The 22,045-nt window shown below is 64.3% G+C and carries 18 protein-coding genes; 8 read left to right on the forward strand and 10 right to left on the reverse strand.

The genetic code is table 11. The features are described from left to right. Positions 1-27: 27 nt before the first annotated feature. Both argE and DFS21_RS12625 read right to left on the reverse strand, forming a co-directional pair. Entirely contained in the window at positions 28-1,188 is a 1,161-nt protein-coding gene (gene argE, locus DFS21_RS12620; RefSeq protein ID WP_111532418.1) for an acetylornithine deacetylase, read from the reverse strand. Next, entirely contained in the window at positions 1,181-1,858 is a 678-nt protein-coding gene (locus tag DFS21_RS12625; protein WP_111532419.1) for a DUF1028 domain-containing protein, read from the reverse strand. The genes argE and DFS21_RS12625 overlap by 8 nt, the downstream gene beginning before the upstream one ends. 256 nt (positions 1,859-2,114) lie before the next feature. Between DFS21_RS12625 and DFS21_RS12630 the strand changes: the two genes are divergently transcribed. After that, a complete protein-coding gene (locus DFS21_RS12630; protein ID WP_111532420.1) occupies positions 2,115-3,431 on the forward strand; it encodes an NAD(P)/FAD-dependent oxidoreductase in 1,317 nt (438 codons plus the stop codon). Then, on the forward strand, positions 3,431-3,847 hold the full coding sequence (locus DFS21_RS12635; RefSeq protein ID WP_111532421.1) for a RidA family protein: 417 nt from the start codon (positions 3,431-3,433) through the stop codon (positions 3,845-3,847). The genes DFS21_RS12630 and DFS21_RS12635 overlap by 1 nt, the downstream gene beginning before the upstream one ends. A 70-nt stretch (positions 3,848-3,917) precedes the next feature. On the opposite strand, the gene DFS21_RS12640 is transcribed toward DFS21_RS12635, so the two are convergent. The 6 genes from DFS21_RS12640 to DFS21_RS12665 form a co-directional block, all read right to left on the reverse strand. After that, complete coding sequence (locus DFS21_RS12640) at positions 3,918-4,805, reverse strand: pirin family protein (RefSeq protein ID WP_111532422.1); 888 nt, start codon at positions 4,803-4,805, stop codon at positions 3,918-3,920. 183 nt (positions 4,806-4,988) lie between these two features. Continuing rightward, positions 4,989-6,626, reverse strand: coding sequence for a phosphoglucomutase (alpha-D-glucose-1,6-bisphosphate-dependent) (gene pgm, locus DFS21_RS12645; RefSeq protein ID WP_110699517.1), 1,638 nt, complete (start codon positions 6,624-6,626; stop codon positions 4,989-4,991). 79 nt (positions 6,627-6,705) lie between these two features. Then, positions 6,706-8,961: an ATP-dependent DNA helicase gene (locus DFS21_RS12650; RefSeq protein ID WP_111532423.1), complete on the reverse strand. Its 2,256-nt coding sequence runs from the start codon at positions 8,959-8,961 to the stop codon at positions 6,706-6,708. Then, complete coding sequence (locus tag DFS21_RS12655; protein ID WP_111532424.1) at positions 8,958-10,610, reverse strand: VRR-NUC domain-containing protein; 1,653 nt, start codon at positions 10,608-10,610, stop codon at positions 8,958-8,960. Before DFS21_RS12655 ends, DFS21_RS12650 begins: the two co-directional genes overlap by 4 nt. A 79-nt stretch (positions 10,611-10,689) precedes the next feature. Then, positions 10,690-12,069, reverse strand: a complete 1,380-nt coding sequence (locus DFS21_RS12660; protein ID WP_110699523.1) for a hypothetical protein — start codon at positions 12,067-12,069, stop codon at positions 10,690-10,692. Between the two features lie 208 nt (positions 12,070-12,277). After that, on the reverse strand, positions 12,278-13,303 hold the full coding sequence (locus tag DFS21_RS12665; protein ID WP_110699525.1) for a zinc-dependent alcohol dehydrogenase family protein: 1,026 nt from the start codon (positions 13,301-13,303) through the stop codon (positions 12,278-12,280). A 207-nt stretch (positions 13,304-13,510) separates the two neighbouring features. On the opposite strand from DFS21_RS12665, the gene DFS21_RS12670 reads away from it, so the two are divergent. The 4 genes from DFS21_RS12670 (at position 13,511) to DFS21_RS12685 (ending at position 16,675) form a co-directional block, all read left to right on the forward strand. Next, positions 13,511-14,425, forward strand: a complete 915-nt coding sequence (locus DFS21_RS12670; RefSeq protein ID WP_111532425.1) for a LysR family transcriptional regulator — start codon at positions 13,511-13,513, stop codon at positions 14,423-14,425. Between the two features lie 387 nt (positions 14,426-14,812). Beyond that, the gene (locus DFS21_RS12675; RefSeq protein WP_111532426.1) at positions 14,813-15,340 is read left to right on the forward strand and encodes a DUF3455 domain-containing protein; all 528 of its coding nucleotides are present in this window, start codon (positions 14,813-14,815) and stop codon (positions 15,338-15,340) included. Between the two features lie 103 nt (positions 15,341-15,443). Further along, positions 15,444-15,992: a sigma-70 family RNA polymerase sigma factor gene (locus DFS21_RS12680; RefSeq protein WP_111532427.1), complete on the forward strand. Its 549-nt coding sequence runs from the start codon at positions 15,444-15,446 to the stop codon at positions 15,990-15,992. Then, positions 15,989-16,675, forward strand: coding sequence for an anti-sigma factor domain-containing protein (locus tag DFS21_RS12685; protein ID WP_111532428.1), 687 nt, complete (start codon positions 15,989-15,991; stop codon positions 16,673-16,675). Before DFS21_RS12680 ends, DFS21_RS12685 begins: the two co-directional genes overlap by 4 nt. A gap of 182 nt (positions 16,676-16,857) precedes the next feature. On the opposite strand, the gene chrA is transcribed toward DFS21_RS12685, so the two are convergent. Next, a complete protein-coding gene (gene chrA / locus DFS21_RS12690) occupies positions 16,858-18,228 on the reverse strand; it encodes a chromate efflux transporter (protein ID WP_111532429.1) in 1,371 nt (456 codons plus the stop codon). A 94-nt stretch (positions 18,229-18,322) separates the two neighbouring features. Continuing rightward, the gene (locus DFS21_RS12695) at positions 18,323-20,401 is read right to left on the reverse strand and encodes a PAS domain-containing sensor histidine kinase (protein WP_111532430.1); all 2,079 of its coding nucleotides are present in this window, start codon (positions 20,399-20,401) and stop codon (positions 18,323-18,325) included. 320 nt (positions 20,402-20,721) lie between these two features. On the opposite strand from DFS21_RS12695, the gene DFS21_RS12700 reads away from it, so the two are divergent. Together DFS21_RS12700 and DFS21_RS12705 are read left to right on the forward strand one after the other, a co-directional pair. Beyond that, complete coding sequence (locus DFS21_RS12700) at positions 20,722-21,147, forward strand: potassium channel family protein (RefSeq protein WP_111532464.1); 426 nt, start codon at positions 20,722-20,724, stop codon at positions 21,145-21,147. A gap of 198 nt (positions 21,148-21,345) precedes the next feature. Beyond that, the gene (locus DFS21_RS12705) at positions 21,346-21,915 is read left to right on the forward strand and encodes a GNAT family N-acetyltransferase (RefSeq protein WP_111532431.1); all 570 of its coding nucleotides are present in this window, start codon (positions 21,346-21,348) and stop codon (positions 21,913-21,915) included. Positions 21,916-22,045: the final 130 nt, after the last annotated feature.

The following is a 22,045-nucleotide window of genomic DNA, read 5'->3' on the forward strand; positions in this document are numbered from 1 at the left end:
GCCGGGGCGGGCTTGTATCGCCATCGATCATGCCTGCGTCAGGTACTCGACCAACCGCCGCAGCATCGCATCACAGCCACGCAACTGCTCGACGCTGACGAACTCGTCGGGCTTGTGCCCCTGCTCCATGCTCCCCGGCCCGCAAACCACGGTAGGAATCCCCGCCTGGTCGAACAACCCGCCCTCGGTGCCGAACGCCACCGTGCCGAAGTCATCCGAGCCACTGAGCAACGCCACCAGTTGCGCGGCCTCACTGGCGGCAGGCGTGGCCAGCCCCGGGTAAGCGCTCAATGGCCGCAAGCGAATCGCGCTGGCCGCATTGACGGCGCGCATGCGCGGCAGCAGCTCGGCCTCGGCGTAGGTCTGCAGCCGGTCCGCTACCACCTGGGCCTCGAAGCCCGGCAAGGCGCGTACTTCGAAATCGAACTCGCACTCCTCGGGGACAATGTTCAGCGCCCTCCCGCCCTTGATCACCCCGGTCTGCACCGTGGAGAACGGTGGGTCGAAGCGCCCGTCGTGATGCTCGGGATGCGCCAGCTCTTCACCGATCTCGCCCAGTTTGCCGATCAACCGCGCCGCGTACTCGATGGCATTGACGCCATAAGGGGCATAGGCCGAATGGCAGGCGGCACCGTGCACCTCGCAGCGCATGGCCAGCTTGCCCTTGTGCCCGAGCACCGGCTTGAGCTCGGTGGGCTCGCCGATCAGGCACAGCCGCGGCTTGTGGGGGCGCCGCGCCAACGCCGCCAACATCGACCGCACGCCCAGGCAGCCGACTTCCTCGTCGTAGGAGAACGCCAGGTGCACCGGCATCTTCAGGGGTTGGGCGAGAAACGCCGGTACCGCCGCCAGCACCGAGGCGATGAAGCCCTTCATGTCGGCCGTGCCGCGGCCATACAAGCGCCCGTCGCGCTCGCTCAGGCGAAACGGCTCGACGCTCCAGGCCTGGCCGTCGACCGGCACCACATCGGTGTGCCCGGACAGCACCACGCCGCCCCGGTCAAGCGGGCCTATCGTGGCGAACAGGTTGGCCTTGGTGCCTTCGTCGTTGTGGAACAGTTCGCTGTGAATGCCAAACCCGGCTAGATAATCGCGAATGAAGGCGATCAGCTCCAGATTGGAATCGCGGCTCACGGTGGCGAAACCGACCAGTCGCTCCAGAAGCGCGCGGCTGTCGACCTCACTCATCCCCAGGCACTCCGTAGCTGGGCGCGGCGGTCGGGTTCAGGGCGCGGGTCACATAGTCCTGCATCTGCGGGCGATAGGCTTGCCACAGGGTGTCCAGTTCAGTGATCGGGTCCTGCTCGGTCCAGTCCACTCGCAGGTCAACCAACGGCCAGGTCAGCTCGCCGGCGATCTTCAGCGCCGCCGAGTGCACCGGCCCCGCCTCGCCCCCAGCCGCCATCGCCGCGTGCATGGCCGCCAGCAGGCGGTCGGCCAGGTGGCCGCCGGCCTGCTCGAATGCCGTGACCATGGCCGCGATCACCGCCTGCGACGACAGCAGGTTGCCGGCCGCCGCGCATTGCTCACCGGCCACCGCATTGTGCGTGCCCAGCGCTTCCTTGCCGGTGAACAGCGCCACCTGCCCGTGGCTGTCGATCACCGTGACCTGGCGGTACTCGCTCCAGCCATTGGCACTCAGCACCCGGTCCAGCGCCGCGGCAGGCGGCAGCTGGCCTTGCTCCAGGGCATCGAGGATCTGCGGGCCGAGGGCCGGCAGGGTGATGTTCTGCGTGGCCACGGCACCGACCCCGGCGCGCACCCACGGGCAACGGGCGCCGACGGCGATGCTCGATGAACTGATGGCGATGCCGACCTGGCCGGTTTCCTGGCAGCGGCCGATGATGGAGAAGGTCATGGTGCAGCTCCTGTGGTGAGTTACCGGCATTCTCGGCGGGCCAAGGCAGCGGCGAAACCAACATTTTCCTCGGCACAGGGCAGAAAAAAACTATGGCGGCTCGGCGCGCAGCGGCGCTCATCCACCCTTCGCCAATTTATCGGCAAGCCCCAGCTAAATACTATTTTCGCGATTGCCCCCCCATCCCTAGTCTGGCCCCAGGCAAAGGCGGTCCCCACCGACCTGAACAAGAACGCCGCTGAAGAAGGGCTGGGACATGACACTGAACAACATCGAAATCGACACCCTCGTAGTCGGCGCCGGCCAGGCCGGCGTGGCCATGAGCGAACACCTGAGCAAGCTCGGCGTGCCGCACCTGGTGCTGGAGCGCAAGCGCATCGCCGAGGCCTGGCGCACCGGCCGCTGGGATTCGCTGGTGGCCAACGGGCCGGCCTGGCACGACCGCTTCCCGGGCCTTGAATTCGACCTCGACGCCGACGCCTTCGCCGGCAAGGACCAGGTCGCCGACTACTTCGAGCAGTACGTGCGCAAATACAACCTGCCGGTGCGCACCGGCGTCGAGGTCAGGCAGGTGGTACGCAACGCCGACCGCCCGGGCTTCACCATCGAAACCAACCAGGGCGTGATCCGCGCCAACCGCGTGGTGGCCGCCACCGGCCCGTTCCAGCGCCCGGTGATCCCGGCCATCGCGCCAAAGGACGACGGCCTGCACCAGATCCACTCCGCCGCCTACTACAACCCCGAGCAACTGCCTGAAGGCGCGGTGCTGGTGGTGGGCGCCGGCTCCTCCGGCGTGCAGATCGCCGAGGAGCTGATGCGCGCCGGGCGCCAGGTGTACCTGTCGGTGGGCGCCCACGACCGCCCGCCACGCAGCTACCGCAACCGTGACTTCTGCTGGTGGCTGGGGGTGCTCGGCGAGTGGGATGCCGAGATCGCCAAGCCCGGCCGCGAGCACGTGACCATCGCCGTGTCCGGTGCCCGTGGCGGCCATACCGTGGACTTCCGCGCCCTCGCCCACCAGGGCATGACCCTGGTCGGCCTGACCCAGTCGTTCGAGGGCGGCGTGGCGCGCTTCCAGGACAACCTGGCCGAGAACATCAACCGTGGCGACGAGAACTACCTGGCCCTGCTGGACGCCGCCGACGCCTATGTCGAACGCAACGGCCTGGACCTGCCGCCAGAGCCCGAAGCGCGCAAGCGCCTGCCCGACCCGGCCTGCGTCAGCAACCCGCTGCGCGAGCTGGACCTGGCCCAGGCCAACGTCACCACCATCATCTGGGCCACCGGCTACGGCGTGGATTTCAGCTGGCTGCAGGTGGACGCCTTCGACGCCAACGGCAAGCCGCAGCACCAGCGTGGCGTGTCGAAAGAGCCAGGCGTGTACTTCCTCGGCCTGCCCTGGTTGTCACGCCGTGGCTCGTCGTTCATCTGGGGCGTGTGGCACGACGCCAAGCACGTCGCCGGTCACATCGCCACCCAGCGTACCTACCTGGCTTACCGCGACCGCGAGCAGCGCGCGGCGGATGAACAGCAACCCTCGATCAGCAACATCAGCACTTTCGGAGCCCACTGATGCCTACTCACACTCGCATCCGCATGTTCAACACCAAGGCCACCTACCCCAACCAGACCCTGGACAATGACCTGTGCCAGGCGGTGCGCGCCGGCAACACCATCTACGTGCGCGGGCAGGTCGGCACCGATTTCGAAGGCCGCCTGGTCGGTCTGGGAAACCCGCAGGCGCAGACCGAACAGGCGATGAAGAACGTCAAGCAGTTGCTTGAAGAGGCAGGCTCGGACCTGTCGCATATCGTCAAGACCACCACCTACATCACCGACCCACGGTTCCGTGAGCCGGTGTACAAGGAAGTGGGCAAGTGGCTCAAGGGCGTGTTCCCGATTTCCACCGGGTTGGTGGTGGCGGGGTTGGCGCAAGCCGAGTGGCTGATGGAGATCGATGTGATCGCAGTGGTGCCGGATCAGCTGTGACGCGCAAAAAAAATCGCGGGGCAAGCTCGCTCTCACTTCTGTGGGAGCGGGCTTGCCCCGCGATGCGTTTTCAGCGAGTGGCGCCGAGTTCGACCCCACCCATCTGCCCAAACCGCCCGGCCTGGAAATCATCGAACGATTCGGCGATCTCGGCCTGGCTGTTCATCACGAACGGGCCATATCCGACGATGGGCTCGTCGATCGGCTCGCCGCTGAGCAGCAGCACGCTGACGTCCGCCAGTGCCTCGAGGCGCACGCCGTCACCGTCGCGCTCCAGCAATACCAGGCTGGCCGCACCGGCTTCGCGCTCATCGTTGACCCGCAGCGTGCCGCGCAGCACCACCAGCGCGGCATTGCGCCCGGCGGCCACCGGCAGTTGCAGCGTGGCACCCGCCTTCAGGCGCAGGTCCCAGACGTCCATCTCGGTAAAGGTGCGCGCCGGCCCCTGCTGGTCAAGGTAACGTCCGGCGATCACCCGCAGGCTGCCCGCCTCGCCTTCCAGCGTCACCACGGGAATGTCGTTGGCCAACAGCGTCTGGTAGCCGGCGGCGGCGCGCTTGTCCCTGGCTGGCAGGTTGACCCACAGCTGCACCATCTCCAGCGTGCCGCCGCTACGGGCAAAGGCCGGGGAATGGAACTCCTCGTGGATGATGCCGCCTGCGGCGGTCATCCATTGCACGTCGCCCGGGCCGATCAGTCCGCCCGCACCGGTGGAGTCGCGGTGTTCCAGTTCGCCCTGGTAGACGATGGTGACGGTCTCGAAACCGCGGTGCGGGTGCTGGCCGACACCACGCCGTGCAGTGGTCGGGGCGAAGTCATGCGGCCCGGCATAATCGAGCAGCAGGAACGGGCTGATATGCCGCGCCAGGTGGTCGTAGGTGAACAGGCTGCGCACCGGGAAACCGTCGCCCACCCAGTGGGCGTTGGGGCTGCGGTGGATACCCTGGATCTTTTTCATGAGAAGCCTCCTGTTGATGGGTTACACCTTACAGATGAGGCCAATACTGCGGTAGATAGCTGAAATGGCATGGTTCGTTCCATCAGTGGAACAACCAAACGACTCGCGGGGCAAGCCCGCTACCACGCCTGAACGAAGCAGACAGTGGCAGCAAGCTTGCCCCGCGATGCGTATCAGCATCGATCAGGCGATCGCCGCGTCCACCAACACTTGGGCTTCGGCCACCAGGCGCTTGAGGTGCGCCTCGTCGATGAAGCTTTCGGCGTAGATCTTGTAGATATCCTCGGTACCGGACGGCCGCGCGGCGAACCAGCCGTTCTCGGTCATCACCTTCAGGCCGCCAATGGCCTGGTTGTTACCCGGCGCATGGCTGAGGATCTGCTGGATCGGCTCGCCGGCAAGCTCGGTGGACTTGACCTGCTCCGGCGCCAGCTTGCTCAGCAGCGCCTTCTGCCGTGCGTCGGCCTTGGCCTCGACGCGGGTGGCGTACGGTTTGCCCAGTTTGGCGGTCAGGTCGGCGTAGATCTGGCTCGGGTTGCGCCCGGTGCGGGCGGTCATCTCGGCCGCCAGCAGCGCCGGAATCAGGCCGTCCTTGTCGGTGGCCCAGACCGAGCCGTCCTTGCGCAGGAACGAGGCGCCCGCGCTCTCTTCGCCACCAAAGCCCAGCGAGCCGTCGAACAGACCCTGGGCGAAGAACTTGAAGCCCACCGGCACTTCATACAGCTCACGGCCAAGGCCCGCGGTGACGCGGTCGATCAGGCCGCTGGAGACCACGGTCTTGCCCACGGCGGCATCGCTGCGCCATTGCGGGCGGTTGCGGTACAGGTAGTCGATTGCCACGGCCAGGTAGTTGTTCGGCTGCAGCAGGCCATCGGCGGTGACGATGCCGTGGCGGTCGTGGTCCGGGTCACAGGCGAAGGCCACGTCGAACCGCTCGCGCAGGCCGATCAGGCCTTGCATGGCGTAAGGCGAGGACGGGTCCATGCGGATCTGCCCGTCCCAGTCGACGGTCATGAAGCGGAAGGTCGGATCGACCTCGGTGTTCACCACTTCCAGGTTCAGCTGGTAGCGCTCGGCGATGGCCGACCAGTAGCGCACGCCGGCGCCGCCCAAGGGGTCGACGCCCAGGCGCAGGTTGGCGCTGCGGATCACGTCGAAGTCGATGACGTTTTCCAGGTCGGCGACATAGCTGCTCACGTAGTCGTGGCGCTGGGTGGTCGGCGCCACCAGCGCCTGCTGATAGTCCATGCGCTTGACGCCGGCCAGGTTCGCCGCCAGCAGCTCGTTGGCCTTGGCCTCGATCCACTTGGTCACATCGCTGTCGGCCGGGCCGCCGTTGGGCGGGTTGTACTTGAAGCCGCCGCTCTGCGGCGGGTTGTGCGACGGGGTGATGACGATGCCGTCGGCCAGGCCCTGCTGGCGGCCACGGTTGTAGCAGAGGATGGCATGGGACACCGCCGGGGTCGGGGTGTACTCGTCGTCCTTGCTCAGCATCACCTGCACGCCATTGGCGGCCAGCACTTCCAGGGCGCTGGCGGCGGCCGGGGCGGACAACGCGTGGGTATCGGCACCGATGAACAACGGGCCGTCGATGCCTTTCTCCTGGCGATACAGGCAGATGGCCTGGGTGATCGCCAGCACGTGGTATTCGTTGAAGCTCAGTTCAAACGAAGTGCCGCGGTGGCCCGAGGTGCCGAAGGCCACGCGCTGGGCCGCCACCGCGGCGTCGGGACGGCCGGTGTAGTAAGCGGTCAACAGGCGGGGGATATCGACCAGCACGCTGGCCGGAGCCGGCTTGCCTGCCAAAGGACTGAGCGTCATGCGGAACCTCGAAATCAACGGATGTTGGTGTTGGAACGCGCAGTGTACTGGGAGTTTCGGCGCCAGGCGATGGCGGCGTTCACGCCAGTTGCCACCAGCCGGGGAACATCTGCCGCACCCGCGGTTCGGCAAAGCGCTCGTCGATCAGTACCAGCACACCCCGGTCGTGGTCGCCGCGGATCACCCGGCCCGCGGCCTGGATTACCTTGCGCACTCCAGGATAGAGATACGCATAGTCGAAACCGGCGCCGAACTGGCGACCCAGGCGCTGCTTGAACTGTTCGTTGACCGGATTGACCTGGGGCAGGCCGAGGGTGGCGACGAAAGCGCCGATCAAGCGGCTGCCCGGCAGGTCGACACCCTCGCCGAAGGCGCCACCGAGCACGGCGAAGCCTACCCCCTGCCCTTGCTCCACGAAGCGCGCCAGGAAGGCCTCGCGGCTGGCCTCGTCCATGCCGGGAGACTGGCGCCAGATGGGTAGCGCCGGGTAGCGTTCGGCCAGCAGCCGCGCCACCTGTTCGAGGTACTCGAAGCTGCTGAAGAAGGCCAGGTAGTTGCCCGGCTGGCCGGCGAACTGGGCGGCGATCAGCTCGACGATCGGCGCCAGTGAGGCATGGCGCTGCTGGTAGCGGGTAGACACCTCGCTGACGATGCGCACCTGCAACTGCTCGGCGCGAAACGGCGCGGCGACTTCCAGCCAGGCAGTGTCGGCCGGCATGCCCAGCAGGTCGGTGTAGAAGTGCCGGGGATTCAGGGTCGCGGAAAACAGCGTGACGCTGCGCGCCGCGCTCATGCGGGGGCCCAGCAGCCGGGCAGGCACCACGTTGCGCAGGCACAACGTGGCCAGGCGCCGCCCACGGGGGCCGTTGCGCGGACTGATATCGAACAGGAAGTGCTCGTCGAACAGCTCGGCGATACGGCTGAACTGCAAGGCCTGGAAGTAGAACTCCAGCACCTTGGGCTCGACCTCGGCAGGCGCCTGGTTCATGCGCTCCTGGATCAGCCCGATGCACTGCTGCAGGGCGCGCAGGAAGGCGTCGGGCAGCTGTTCGCTCGCCTGGTAAGGCGCGACCTGCGCCTTGTACAACGCGTTCCATTGCCGATTCAGCCGGTCCAGCGCGCTGCCCAGCCCGGTCGGCTTGGCCTGGCGCAGCGCCAGCAACTGGCCCTGGTCGAGGCTCGCGCTGTACATCTGCCGCCCGCGCTCGACCAGGTTGTGCGCCTCGTCCACCAGCACCGCCGTGCGCCACTGGTTGGCCTGGGCCAGGCCGAACAGCAATGCATGGGCGTCGAAGTAGTAGTTGTAGTCGGCCACCAGCAGGTCGACCCAGCGCGCCATCTCCTGCCCCAGGTAATAGGGGCAGACCTGGTGTGCCAAGGCCACCTCGCGCAGGCTGGCGCGGTCGAGCAACGGCACTTGCGCGGCCGCTTCACGGGCAGCGGGCAAGCGGTCGTAGAAGCCCCGCGCCAAGGGACAGGACTCGCCATGGCAGGCGTTTTGCGGAAACTCGCAGGCCTTGTCGCGGGCGATCAGCTCCAGGCTGCGCAGGGCCGGTTGCGGCGACGCCTGGGTAATCTGGCGCAATGCATCGAGGGCCAGGGCCCGCCCTGGGGTCTTGGCCGTGAGGAAGTAAAGCTTGTCCAACTGCTGAGGCACCACGGCCTTGAGCAGCGGAAACAGGGTGCCGAGGGTCTTGCCGATGCCGGTGCTGGCCTGGGCCATCAAGCAACGGCCGGTGCTCACCGCCTTGTACAGGGTCTCGGCCAGTTGCCGCTGGCCTTGACGCAACGCAGGGTAAGGAAAGGTCAGGGCCAGCAGACCCCGGTCGCGTTCAGCCAGGCGTCGTTCCTGCGCCTGCGCCCAGGCCAGGAAGCGCTGGCACTGAGCCTCGAAAAAACGCCTGAGGTCGTCGGCGCCGCAATGCTCGCTGATCACGGTCTGGCCGTCGCTGTCGACGTCCAGGTACACCAGCGCCACGTCGATCGCCGGCAACTGCCGCGCCTGGCACAGCAGCCAGGCGTAGACCTTGGCCTGGGCCCAGTGCAGTTGGCGGTAATTGTCGGGCTGGCGGGCGAGGTCGCCGCGATGGGTCTTGATCTCTTCCAGCCGGTTGCGTGCCGGGTCGTAGCCATCGGCCCGGCCGCGCACCCTCAAACCTTGGTATTCGCTCTCCAGCGCCACCTCCGACTCATAGCCGGCACCGCGCTTGGCCACCACCCGGCGGTGCCCGGCGATACCTTCCTGGGCACTGGGCGACGGCGTGAAACGCAGGTCGAGATCGCCGACCTTGGCGCTGAATTCGCACAGGGCGCGCACGGCCACGGTGTAGCTCATGCCGGCGTAGCCTGCCAGCGCACATGGCAGACCGCCACCGGCAACCCGTGGGCGTGGCAGAACTCGAGCCAGCGCAGCTGGTTGTCCTGCAGGCGGTCGCCCGGCCCCTTGACCTCGACCATGCGATAGCCGCCCTGCCCCGGCCAGAACTGGATAAGGTCGGGCATGCCGGCGCGGTTGGCGCGGATGTCCTGCAGCAAACGCAGGAAGCAAGCTTTCAAATGCTCGGGCGGCAGGTGCTCGAGTGCCTGTTCGAGCAGTGGCTCATCGAGCATCTGCCAGAACACAAACGGCGACTGCAGGCCTTGCTTGGCCGCATGGCAGGCCCGAATGGCCTCACGGTGACTGCCATCGTCGAGCCGGCCCAGGCAGGTTGCGAACAGCTCGGCGCGGCGCAGTTGGAAGTCCGTGTCATGCAGGTCCTGGGGCCCGGCCTGGAATGGGTTGAAGAAAGCACCTGGTACCGGTGCGAAGATCGCCTCCCAGCACAGCAGGCCGAACAGGCTGTTGAACAGGGTGTTCTCGACGTAGTGGACAGCCCCGCCCTGCTGCTCCAGATACAGACGCACCGCCTCTTCCACCCCCAGTGCCGCCATCGCGGCCGGCAGTTCCAGCTCGATGAGCGTGACCGCGCTCGTGCGCCGACGCGGTTGTGGCGGGCCGCCGAGCTTGCGCGCCAACCGTGGCAACATGCGCTCCAACGCCTGGCATTCCAACGCGTTGGCAGGCGCCTGGGCCATGGCCTGGGCCAATGCGAGTGCCGGCTGCCACTGCTCGCTGCGCTCGTATACCCGGACCTGGCGGATGCGCGCCTCGGGGTGGGCGCAGTCGGCATAGACCTGCAACGCCAGGTCCCAGTCGCCAGCACGCTCGCATTGCTGGCCGATGCTGAACAGCAGCCGCGCCCGACGACGGACCAACCAGGGGTTGCTGTGGTCAAGGCCCGCGAGTGCCGCGAGCAGTTCGGCGGGCGCGGCGCCCTGCTCGAGGCGCTCGGCGCACTGGTGCAGGGCCATGGCCAGGTCGACCTCGCTACGCTGGCGCAAGGCCCGCGAGTCGGCGCTGAACGCCACCTGTTCGTAACGGAACACGCCCAGGTCGGCCAGCACGAAATCGGACCAGCTCTGGTACAGGTTGCCAAAGAACAACAGCCGCAGCCGGTCGCATAATGGCTGCCGGCTCCAGTGCAGGATCAGCGTCGGGAAATCGGGGCACCACTGTGCCAGGGGCCTGGGCGCCAGCTCGAGTGCCTGCAACTGTTCCAGCAATTCGGCCTTGCTGGCCCGAGGCCGGGGAATTTTCCCGGTGAAAAGCCCGACCAGTTCGTCCTTGCGCAGCAAAGCCCACAATTGCTCGACGGCCAGCGGTGCGTCGGCTGCTACCCAGTCCAAAGCCAGCAACGGTACCAGGGCCGCGTCGGTATCACCGATCTCGGCGTAGTCGAGCTTGTCCCTGCGAAACCACTCGCCCTTGCGCATGACCATCCGTACCAGCAAGGCCTGCGCGGATACCGGTAGCTCGCTGAACGCTTCGATGAAAGCATGCTCGTCGTGGTCCAGCAGGTCGGCGTAGCGTTGCCCCACCCAGCTCAGGACCTGACGGAAGTTATACAGGTAGTACAAGGGATCATCGACAGAATGAGCGATCACGGTGCAAGTCGGGCGCTGGGGAACAAGCACTGGTTATACATACAGACCGCCTACTGGGGCAAGTGCGCTGGATCAACGGTCACGCGCTGCTCCACGAACCGGCCGGCAGCGGCCGCAGCCACAGGTCGCGCCGCCCCAGTAACTGGTACAGGCGCCGTGCCTGGCTGCCGAGCGTGCCGGCGTACAGCGCCCGCAACTGCGCGAGCTGCAGGCCGCTGGTATCCACCAGCCACTGGCTGACAGGCTCCGGACAAGGCTGGCCCTGCAGGGCACGGTGCAGGTATGGCAACGCCACGCGCATACCGGGATGGCAGCGCAGCACGAAGGCTTCGAGGTTGTGCCCCTGCGCGTCGAAGGGGGTGAACAACTGGCAGACCAATTGCGCTTCATTGACGCCATAGGCCGCAAGCAGTCGCGCCTGGGCCTCGTCGCGCAAGGCCCGCCCCTGCGGCCAGGCCACCGCCGGCTGGCGCAAACGCTGGTAGAACGCCTGCGCGCCCTCGCGGTAGGTACGCTGCTCGAGGTACTGCGCCTTGAGGCCATGCAGGTGGGCCAGCGGCAAAGGGTCGAACAACCCTGCCGGCCCCTGGGCATGCCAGGCCTGCGCCTCCTCCCGCCCGAGCATGCGGTCAAGGTGCCCGCCGTCGTCGGGATGGCGCAGCAGATCCTCCACCGTCATCAGGTGGGTATCGCCCCAGGGCTGATCGCGCATGGGCGCTGCCGGCGACTGCCAAGGGTCAGACAGTATCTGGTGCAGCTGTTCGACACCGGCGGCCAGGACGCTGTGGGGTGTCACGGTGTGCGCGACCTCCCCGCTATGGCGCAGGCAACGCCGCCCCCAGGCCAGCAGACGGTGGCGCTGGGCAAGCGGCGCGGCGCTGACCAGGAGCTGCTCGCCGTCTTGCCCGCCCAGCACCTGCCCAAGGCTGGCCCCCACATCCAGATACCCCCTGGCGCCGAGCAAAGCCCCGGGCTGCCCACCGGCGAGGTGCCCGAACAGCAGCCAGGCGTTACCCGCGGCGGCCAATTGTTCGGCCGAACAGGCCTGTCGGGCACCAAATGGGCCAAGCTGCCCGCCATCGGCGCGCAACAGCTCCACCCGCGGATCATCGTGCAGGAACAGTGCGCTGAAGCAACGGTCGTGAAGGGCCAGGGCGGTGTCGTCGAGGGTGGGCAGGCGGGCCGCCAGCACCCGCAGGCGGAAGGTGGCGGCGTGGCGAATGGCGATACTCAGTTGCGCGGCGCGCAGGCAGGCCAGCAGATGCGCGCTGCGTCGGTCCACGCCGTGCAGGGCCAGTACCCGCAGGTTGCCGATGTATTCCTGGCCGCCAGCGATGACCAGCAGGCGCTGGACCAGCAACTGCACCGAGGCGCGCTGGGCCTGGCTCATGTGCTCCAGCAGGCGCTGCAGGACCTGCTGGTAGATATAGTGCATGGCTTGGTCGTGGGTCTCGGTCATGCTATCGCTCCATCTCCCTGACGGCTTCGAATTGAAGTCCGATTCTGGCAGATGAATAGCTGACCGAGCTTGAAGGAAACTTCCCAAAACCGGGTAAGAAAATTAGCAATGTTTGGCAGTGAGGCCACGAACCAAAGCCCGCCCCTACAGGGCGGGCTTCATGCCACGGCGGTAGAAGCGGGCTTGCCCGGCGCTGGCGTCAGCAGCGTCAGCCCTGCCCGCCCATGTCCAGCACCACCCGTCCACCGCAAGGGCAGGCGTCCATATGCCGGTGCGCCTCGACTACCTGCTCGAACGGGTACACCTTGATGATCTGCGGTGTCAGCAGCTGGTCGGCGGTGAACTGGTTGATGTCGCGCAAGGCCCGTTGCAACGCCACCTGGTCCTGGGCGATGCCCAGCTCCGGCTTGCCGGTGAAGTTGCCGATGCAGTGCACATGGAACTGGATGTTCTTCTGGAACGCCGCGCAGGCCGGGAACGGCGTCTGGTTGCCGCCTTGCAGGCCATACAGCACCAGGTTGCCACGTGGCGCCAGGACATCGCCGAGCAGCGACATCTGCGGGCCGCCCATGCCGTCGAGGACCATGTCCACGCCACGGCCATCGGTGTACTTGCCGATCTGCATCAGCAGGTCCTGCTCCTCGGTGACGATCACCTTGTCCGCACCCAGGCCCAGCAGGTATTCACGCTGCGCGGGTTCCTTGGTGGCAGCGAACACCTTCAACCCCAGGGCCTTGCCCAGCTGCACGAAGGCCGGCCCGGCGCAGTGGCTGGCGTCGGTGACCAGCGCGGTCTGCCCGGCCTTGGCCCGGGCCAGGTCGACATAGGCGAAGTAGGCGATCAGCAGCGGAGTGTAGTGCACGCTGGCCTCGATCGGGGTCAGCACGTCAGGGTAACGGGTGATGGCGCTGCGCGGCAGCACGATCACGTCACCGTAGACCGGATGGTCGTTGGGACTGGTGGCCGGGAAGCTGGCGACCCGGTCGCCCACCGCGATATCGTCCACGCCCTCGCCGACCGCGGTGACCACGCCGGCCATCTCATGGCCGATACCCGCCGGCAGCCGCGCCTGGGACGGCGCCAGGTTCTGCCGCCAGAGCACGTCGTACCAGCTGATGCCGATCGCCTCGACGCGGATCTGCACCTCGCCGGTGGCCGGGGACGGTTCGGCCTGCTCCTCGCAACGGAGCACATCGGCCTGGCCGAACTTGTGGAAACGGATCATGCGGGACATCGCATACCTCGCCTTTGTGAATCTCGTATTACCACGGACTTTATCCGGGCTTTCACGGTTGGACCATCAGTGGCTGTTAATAGTCGACATGCCTGTCATTGATTGGGCCCCTGACAAATCTGTGCATTGGCACCCGGAAATCGGTGCAGGGTACCAGCCTTTGGCCTTAAGATTCACCCCTGCCCCACTTCAGGCGAGCCGCATCGAATGAATCGTAACGACTTGCGTCGCGTAGACCTCAACCTGCTGATCGTGTTCGAGACGCTGATGCACGAACGCAGCGTGACCCGCGCCGCCGAGAAACTGTTCCTCGGCCAGCCGGCGATCAGCGCCGCGCTGTCGCGCCTGCGCAACCTGTTCGACGACCCACTGTTCGTGCGCACCGGACGCAGCATGGAGCCGTCGGCGCGCGCCTACGAAATCTTCGCCCTGCTGTCGCCGGCGCTGGACTCGATCTCCACCGCCGTCAGCCGCGCCGCCGAGTTCGACCCGGCCACCAGCAACGCGGTGTTCCGCATCGGCCTGTCGGATGACGCCGAATTCGCCCTGCTGCCCCAGCTGCTCAAGCGCATCCGCGCCGAGGCGCCCGGCATCGTGCTGGTGGTGCGCCGGGTCAACTACCTGCTGATGCCCACCCTGCTGGCCTCTGGCGAAATCTCGGTGGGCGTGAGCTACACCAGCGACCTGCCGGCCAACGCCAAGCGCAAGGTACTGCGCCGCAGCATGCCCAAGCTGCTGCGCGCCGACAGCATGCCCGGCAACATCACCCTGGACGACTTCTGCGCCCGCCCCCATGCGTTGGTGTCGTTCGCCGGCGACCTGTCCGGGTTCATCGACGAGGCGCTGGAGGAGATCGGCCGCAAGCGCCATGTGGTGCTGGCCGTGCCACAGTTCAACGGCTTGGGGAGCTTGCTGGCGGGGACCGATATCGTCGCCACCGTGCCGGATTACACCGCCGATGCCCTTACGGCGGCGGGCGGCCTGCGGGCCGAGGACCTGCCGCTGGAGGTGCGCAGCTTCGAGCTGCACATGGCCTGGCGCGGGGCGCAGGATAATGATCCGGCGGAGCGGTGGTTGAGGTCGCGGATACAGATGTTCTTTGGCGATCCTGACAGCTTGTGAAAAGCTTCTACTTAGATGAAAAAATACTAATCGATTCATAGAGATGTTGAGCACATCAGTCCAAAACCGCCCATCGTATTCCGCTCATTTCACAGTTGCTCGATGAAGAGCACACCTTCCGTGACGTATCCGAACAGTGACTGGTGAGTAAATCCCTCGCGGGCGTTCGCGGTGTCTTGAGTAGCATCACGATGCGCTGGCTAGGTGTTCAGTCCCAGAGAGTCATGGTGCGTTGGTGAAAATGCGCAGGAAAGGCGTCGACCTATTGGCAGGTTGTGGGCTAAACCCATTTTTCCCATTTAAGTGCATCCAGTTTGCTCGTTGGCGGGTATTGCTAGTGGGCGGCCTGTGACTGCCCAGCCCAATCACCTGTCAGGAGCCATACCCATGAGCCTCAAATCCTCCGCCTGCCTGCTCGCCTGCAGCCTCGCCCTGACGCTGCAACCCGCATACGCCCAATCCGCGCTGCCTGATGCGGTCAAGGTCCCCGATGGCCATCGCGTATTGCTCGAGACCGTAGGCGTCGGCGAGATCACCTACGAGTGCCGCGACAAGGCCAACACCCCCGGCCAGACCGAATGGACCTTCGTCGGCCCCAAGGCCGTGCTCAATGACCGTGCAGGCAAACAGGTGGGCGACTACTTCGGCCCACCCGCCACCTGGCAGGCCAAGGACGGATCGAAAGTCACCGGCACCCAGCTGGCGGTGGCACCTGCCGACAAGGGCGCCATACCCTATCAACTGGTCAAGGCCAACCCGGCCGAAGGCAAAGGCGCCATGCAGGGAGTCAGCTATATCCAGCGCCTGGCCACCCGCGGCGGCGTGGCGCCGGCAAGCGACTGCACGGCGCAAAACAAAGGTGCCAAGCAGATCGTCCAGTACCAGGCTGACTATGTGTTCTGGACAGCCAAGTGAAGGACGCTTGAGCAGACACGTTGCAACCGTTCATCTACGCTCGTTGGCAAGCCCCCGGCTGATTGGCCGGGGTAACTTGCATACAACAAGGAAACCGCACACGTTGAACTCGCCTGTCACCGACTTCGATTTCGATCGTTGCCTGAAGGCCTGTGCACAGGGCGACCGCCGAGCCCTGCAGGCGCTCTACGATCACGAGGGTGCACGCCTGTTGGGGGTTGCCCGGCGCATTGCCCGTGATGACGCCACCGCAGAAGATATCGTCCACGATGCCTTCATCCGCATCTGGACCCGCGCTGCCAGCTTCGATCCGACGCGCGGCTCAGCTCGGGGCTGGATCTACAGCATCACCCGCCACCTGGCGCTGAATACGATCCGCGATACTCGCCGTGAAGCCGTGCTGGATGACGCCCACCTCGACATTTCAACTGCATTACACGGGGAGCTCGATGACATTGACCTCTGGTCAGGCTCGGCGAAAATCTACCGTTGCCTCGAACAATTGCAGCCCGCCCCCCAGCGTTGCATCCTGCACGCCTATGTGGACGGTTGCAGCCACGCCGAAATCGCCGGGCTACTGGGTGCGCCATTGGGCACCGTCAAAGCCTGGATCAAGCGCAGCCTGAAGGCTCTGCGGGAGTGCCTGGAATGAACCCGGATACTGCCGAAGCACTGGACACCCTCGCCGGCGAGTTCGTATTGGGGGTCTTGTCACCGGAGCAACACGCCGCAGTGACCGAGCGCCTGGGCACCGACCCGTACTTGCGCGCCGCGGTGGATGCCTGGGAGGCACGCCTGCTGGAGCTGACCGCGCTGGCTGCTGCGCGGCCACCAAGCGCCCGCCTGTGGGGCCGAATCCAGCGCAGCCTGAGTGAATTGGCCCCCCCGTCAGTCAAGTGGTGGCAACGGCTCGGCCTGTGGCAAGCACTGAGTACTGCGGGGCTGGCAGCAAGCGTGTTGCTGACGTTCATGCTGCTGACGACACCCCCGCCCACCACTCAATTCGTGGTAGTGCTCGTGGCACCGAGCAGCCAGGCACCTGGCTGGGTGGTACAGACCAGCGACAGCCGTATGATCGAGCTGATCCCGCTTGGCAAGGATGCAGTCCCCGAAGGCATGGCCCTGCAGTTCTGGACCAAGGGCGAGCAGTGGCGCGCACCGGTTTCGCTGGGCCTGGTCAAACCCGGTGAGCCCTATCGTGTTCCGCTGCAGAGCCTGCCGCCACTGGAGGCCAATCAGTTGTTCGAGCTGACATTGGAGAAATCCAGCGGTTCGCCCACCGGGCTGCCGACAGGGCCGGTGAAGTTCATTGGCCGTGCGGTAAAAGTGATATGACCCACAAGTCTGCAACTACTGGCCGCCTGAGCCGTTAGAGGCTATCCACAATACTCCGCTTTCGCCCCCCCAAGCAGGTAGTGGCGAGAGGTAATCTGAGCGCTGCTTTTTACAGCGCCAGGCTAAGGATTGACAAGGGCTCGCCGGTCACTGGGAAACCCTTTTCGGCACAACCTCTGGTCTCATATACCCATCATGTGAACTGCGATGCCGGCCAGTGCGCAGGTGAACAGCACCTCAATCACACCTCGCTTGAAGCGAAACAAAGCAATCGCAGCTAGAGCCGTGATCACTGCGGACGGCCAGTCGAACGCCCCATTGAAGCCCATAGGCCAGAGCACGTGGTAGCCGAAGAACATAACGAGGTTCAGGATCAAGCCAACTACAGCGGCGGTGATGCCTGTAAGCGGGGCGGTGAATTTAATCTCGTTGTGAGTCGACTCCACGACCGGGCCTCCAGCAAGGATGAAGATGAACGACGACAGGAAGGTGAACCAAGTGACAAGACTCGCTGCGACTGCGCCAGCAAGGAATGGATGTTCGGCACCGAACATCGGATGGACGTAGCCACCGACAAAGCCGACGAAGGCAACCACCATGATCAATGGCCCTGGTGTGGTTTCCCCTAACGCGAGGCCATCGATCATCTGGGTGGGTGACAGCCACCCATAGTGCCCGACAGCCCCTTGGTAGACATAAGGCAGCACCGCGTAGGCGCCACCAAAGGTCATCAGAGCGGCCTTGGTGAAAAACCAGCCCATTTGCGTCAGGGTGCCATCCCAGCCAAACCACAGCACCAGCAGCCCCATGGGTATTGCCCATAGTCCGGCACCGGTGAGCAGCAGGCGTACCAGGTGCCTCGAGCTGAAACGGGCATGCTCAGGGGGTGGGGTGTCGTCATCGATCACAGCCGGACCATAGCTGTTCGTCGCGCCCCCATGACCGCCACCGATCACGAATTTGCCTGGGGCGAGGCGACCGCCTATATAGCCAATGATGGCGGCCACCAGCACGATAAGGGGGAACGGCGCGTTGAGGGCGAAGATGGCCACGAACGAGGCTGCGGACATAGCCCACAGCCAGCCATTCTTCAGTACGCGCGATCCAATTCGGTGGGCTGCGTGGATCACAATGGCCGTGACTGCCGGTTTGATGCCATAGAAGATCCCCGCGACTACCGGCACCTCGCCAAACACGACGTAGACCCAGGACAAACCGATCAGAATGAACAGCGAAGGCAGCACGAACAATGCGCCGGCAATCACCCCACCCCAGGTGCGGTGCATGAGCCAACCGATGTAGGTGGCAAGCTGCTGAGCCTCAGGGCCAGGCAACAACATGCAGTAGTTCAGCGCGTGCAAAAACCGCTTCTCGCTGATCCAGCGGCGACGCTCGACCAGTTCCTGGTGCATGATCGAGATCTGTCCGGCGGGTCCGCCAAAGCTGATGAAGCCCAGCTTGAGCCAAAACAGAAAAGCTTCATAAATGCCTATCGGCTGCTGAGTCGCTTGCGATGGGGGCTGTCTACTCACAGCGGGGGTGGTATCAACCATTGTTTTTTTCCTCACGCGCAGGCGCTGCCAGCATTACATCGAAAATGCCTTCTGCGACCATTGCCAGTAGTCGTCGCCATAGCCGAACCGTCAATCATGGCTCTTGCGCAATCGAGAGAGCCTCCTGCAGCACTGCGTGGAGGCTCGCCCTGAACGCATCCAGACTGAATGGTTTGATAATCACAGCCATCGCCGGGCCTGGTGGGTAGTCTTCAAGAATCTGCGGTTCAACGTACCCCGTCATGAACAGAACAGGTAATCCGGGCCTGCTTAGACGGGCCTTTTCGGCCATCTCCCGGCCATCGAACCCACCCGGCAAGCCGATATCGGTGACGAGCAGATCCACACGCGTGTCCGAGCACAGCACCTGGAAACCTGCCTGGGAATCGGCAGCTTCCACGACAATATAGCCAAGGCTGCCAAGGACTTCGCTGACGAACATTCGAACGGACGGTTCATCATCGACGACCAGAACCGTTTCCCCCTCACAGACCTGCGGCACCGCACTTGTGACTGCAGTGGGCGGTGGCGCCTGGGTCGGCTCGGCACAATTGGGTAGCTGCAAGTAGACCTTCGTACCTTTGCCCAACGCCGATTCAATTTTCATCTGCCCACGGGATTGCTTGGCAAACCCATAGATCATCGAAAGCCCAAGGCCGGTGCCTGCGCCTGTTGGCTTGGTGGTGAAAAACGGCTCACATGCCTTGGCCAGGGTTTCCTCGCTCATTCCGATGCCATCGTCCACCACACGGATGCTCAGGTAAGTTCCAGGCTGTAAATCCGGATCCAGCCCGGCCCCTTCCTCAAGGGTCACGCTCGACGTCTCGATAGCGATGGTTCCGCCTTCCGGTAAGGCATCCCTTGCATTGACGCACAAGTTCAACAAAGCGTTTTCCATCTGGCCAGGGTCGATCAAGCACGTAGAGCTCGTTGCAGAGAGATCTACTTGCAAACGTATCAATGGGCCGACGGTACGACGGATCAGTTCTTCCATGCCAGCGATCAGCTCGTTCACATTGGTGACTTGAGGCAACAACGTCTGGCGGCGTGAAAAGGCAAGCAAACGATGTGTGAGTGCCGTGGCCCGCTGGGCGGCGCCATAGGCCACCGAGAGATATCGTTCAAGATCGGCCGTGCGGCCTTTGCTCAAGCGAACCTTGATCAGGTCCAAACTGCCAACGATACCTGCAAGCAAGTTGTTGAAATCATGGGCGATTCCTCCCGTCAATTGCCCCACCACTTCCATCTTCTGCAAGTGGCGAAGGGCCGCCTGCGCAGCCTCCCGTTCGGCAATGGCCTCGCCGACCCTCGCCTCCAGGTTCTGGTTCAGTTCCAACAATGCTGCCTCGGCGTTCTTCCTTGCCGTTACATCAATAGATGAGCCAATCAGCCCAATCACCTCGCCTGCAGCGTTGAGCATCGGTGCCTTGACGGATAGCCAGATCGTTTCCGAGCCATCCGGCATGTCCACTCGCTCCTCGATCTGCTCCGCCATGGCGCCGCGCATTATGCGTTGGTCCGTCTCCATCACCTTGAGGGCCTGCGCTTTGTCCTCGAGTATTTCCAAGTCGGTCTTGCCTAGATAAAACTCCGGCGGCTTACCGATCAGCCGCGTGGCACCATCGTTTGCTATCAAGAGCCGGCCATCGCGGTCTTTGGCGTACACCACTCCAGGAACAGCCGCGGTGAACGCGCGAAGCAACGCCGATGCGCGATCGCGTTCAGCTTCCGCCGCCTTGCGCGATTCAATATCGATCAGCACTCCCGGGAATCTGACCGCTACGCCCTTATCATCGTGCTGGGCACGGCCATTGGCCTCGATCCACCGGTAGCCTCCATCGGTCTGCTTGACGCGGTATTCACACCGGAACGCGCCCCCGCGAACCATGGCGTCTTCAATGGCCTCATCCAGACGTACATGATCCTCTGGATGGATCGAAGTGAGTGCCTCTTCAATGGGGATACCGCGCGCGCAACATGCCGGTGAAAGGTCGAAGGTACGGGCAAAGCGCTCGTCAGCCGTCACACAGTTCTTTGAAATGTCCCAGACCCACGTGCCCACGATAGCCCCTGCTTCCAGTGCCAGCTGAAGACGTTCGCACGCATCCGCCGGCAGCATTTGAGGCTCATCGCCACTTTCTCGCTCGATTGTGTGAGTGCCTTTCGTGTCCATTACACACCTTCTTTCGTTGTGCTTCGTTCTGGACTGATACCTGCTTTGATAGTTGCTGGTAAATGGCCACCCACCCCTTCAGACTTCTGGCAACTAAAGGCGTTCCAGCAAGGCGGACTTCTGGCAACCAAAGGCGTTCCAGCAAGGCGGCCTTTTGACATCAATACTGCACTACTCATGGTTCCCAACAGACTTGAAGGTACCTGCGATCACACGATTGCCAGCCATTTGCTGCAAGCGCGAAGTCGTCGAGCGTGCAGCCTGGTCGGTGCCGGGCGTGAGCTAGCATTGACCGTGCAACCCCGTCCCGAGTAACGATGATGCTCACTGTCACGCTGATCAACATGCTGATCGTTATCCTGGTGGTGGTCATCCACTACGAATGCCTGCTGCGCCTGAATGACTGGTTACCACGCCTGAGGCTGTGGAGCCGGTTCCGTATCGTCGCGGGGGTGTTCGGCGCGTTGCTGGCCCATGCCGTGGAAGTCTGGTGCTTCGCCCTGGCTTATTACCTGATGGCCCATGCCAAGGGCTGGGGGACGCTCAGCGGACATTTCGACGGGAGCTTTCTGGACTGCGTGTATTTTTCCTTCACCACCTACACCACCATAGGCTTCGGCGACATCGTCCCCACCGGCCACCTCAAATACCTCACCGGCCTGCAGGCGCTGACGGGCCTGGTGCTGATCACCTGGACTGCTTCATTCCTGTTTCTGGAAATGCAGAAGTACTGGAAAGCCAAATGAAGGTCGAGTAGCCAGGTGTTCAGAAGCGCAAAAGGCCAGAAGAAGCTCAGAGACCCTCGGTGCGCAGATCTTCCTCCCGCCAGCGTTGATGAAGGCTTGATCGGGGGCTCTTGCACGCCTTTGACAACTGTCAAGTCAGTTTCAGGTGGATCGCCCACACTGGCGTTTCCTGGTTCAATCACTGCCGAGGATATTGCCATGCCCCCCGCCGAGACTTCACGCCAACCCTCCAAACCCGTGTTTCCAACACCCCCTGGCGAGCACTGGATCGAAGCCCTGGACAACGGCAGCCATGTGCTGATCCGACCGTTGCAAGCCAAGGACCGGCAACGCGAAAAGGCCTTCATCGAGCGCTTGTCGCCTGAGTCGCGGCATTTTCGTTTCCTCTGCCAGGTCAAGGAACCCGGTGAAGCCATGCTCGACCAGTTGATGATGGTCGACCAGAACCGGCAGGCAGCCTATGTCGCCCTCGCCCATGTGGACGGAGAACTGCAGGAAGTAGGCATTTCGCGCTACGCCGCCTGTGCCGGCAAGGATGAATGCGAGTGCGCGGTGACGGTACTCGACAGCTGGCAACATCATGGGCTGGGCCAATTGTTGCTCAGGCACCTGATCGATCACGCCAAGGCCAAGGGATTCCGGCAGATGTACTCGATCGACTCGGCAGCCAATCAGCCGATGCGCGACCTGGCCAAGGCGGCAGGCTTCACCACAACCTCCGACCCGGATGACCTGAGCCAGGTTATTCATCTGCTCATTCTGAGTTGATCCCTGGCCGCCGCGCAGGCCTATGGTTTGTACGAAAAGTAGCCGAGCGGCGATCAGGCAAGGCGAAAACAGGCGAGGAAGCGGAGGTTACGGGTTGTAAATGAGCATTCCGAGCCTGTTTTCAACGCAG

Origin of the sequence: Pseudomonas sp. 2848 (assembly GCF_003253945.1) — a bacterium.
In the GTDB taxonomy this organism is placed as follows: Bacteria; Pseudomonadota; Gammaproteobacteria; order Pseudomonadales; family Pseudomonadaceae; genus Aquipseudomonas.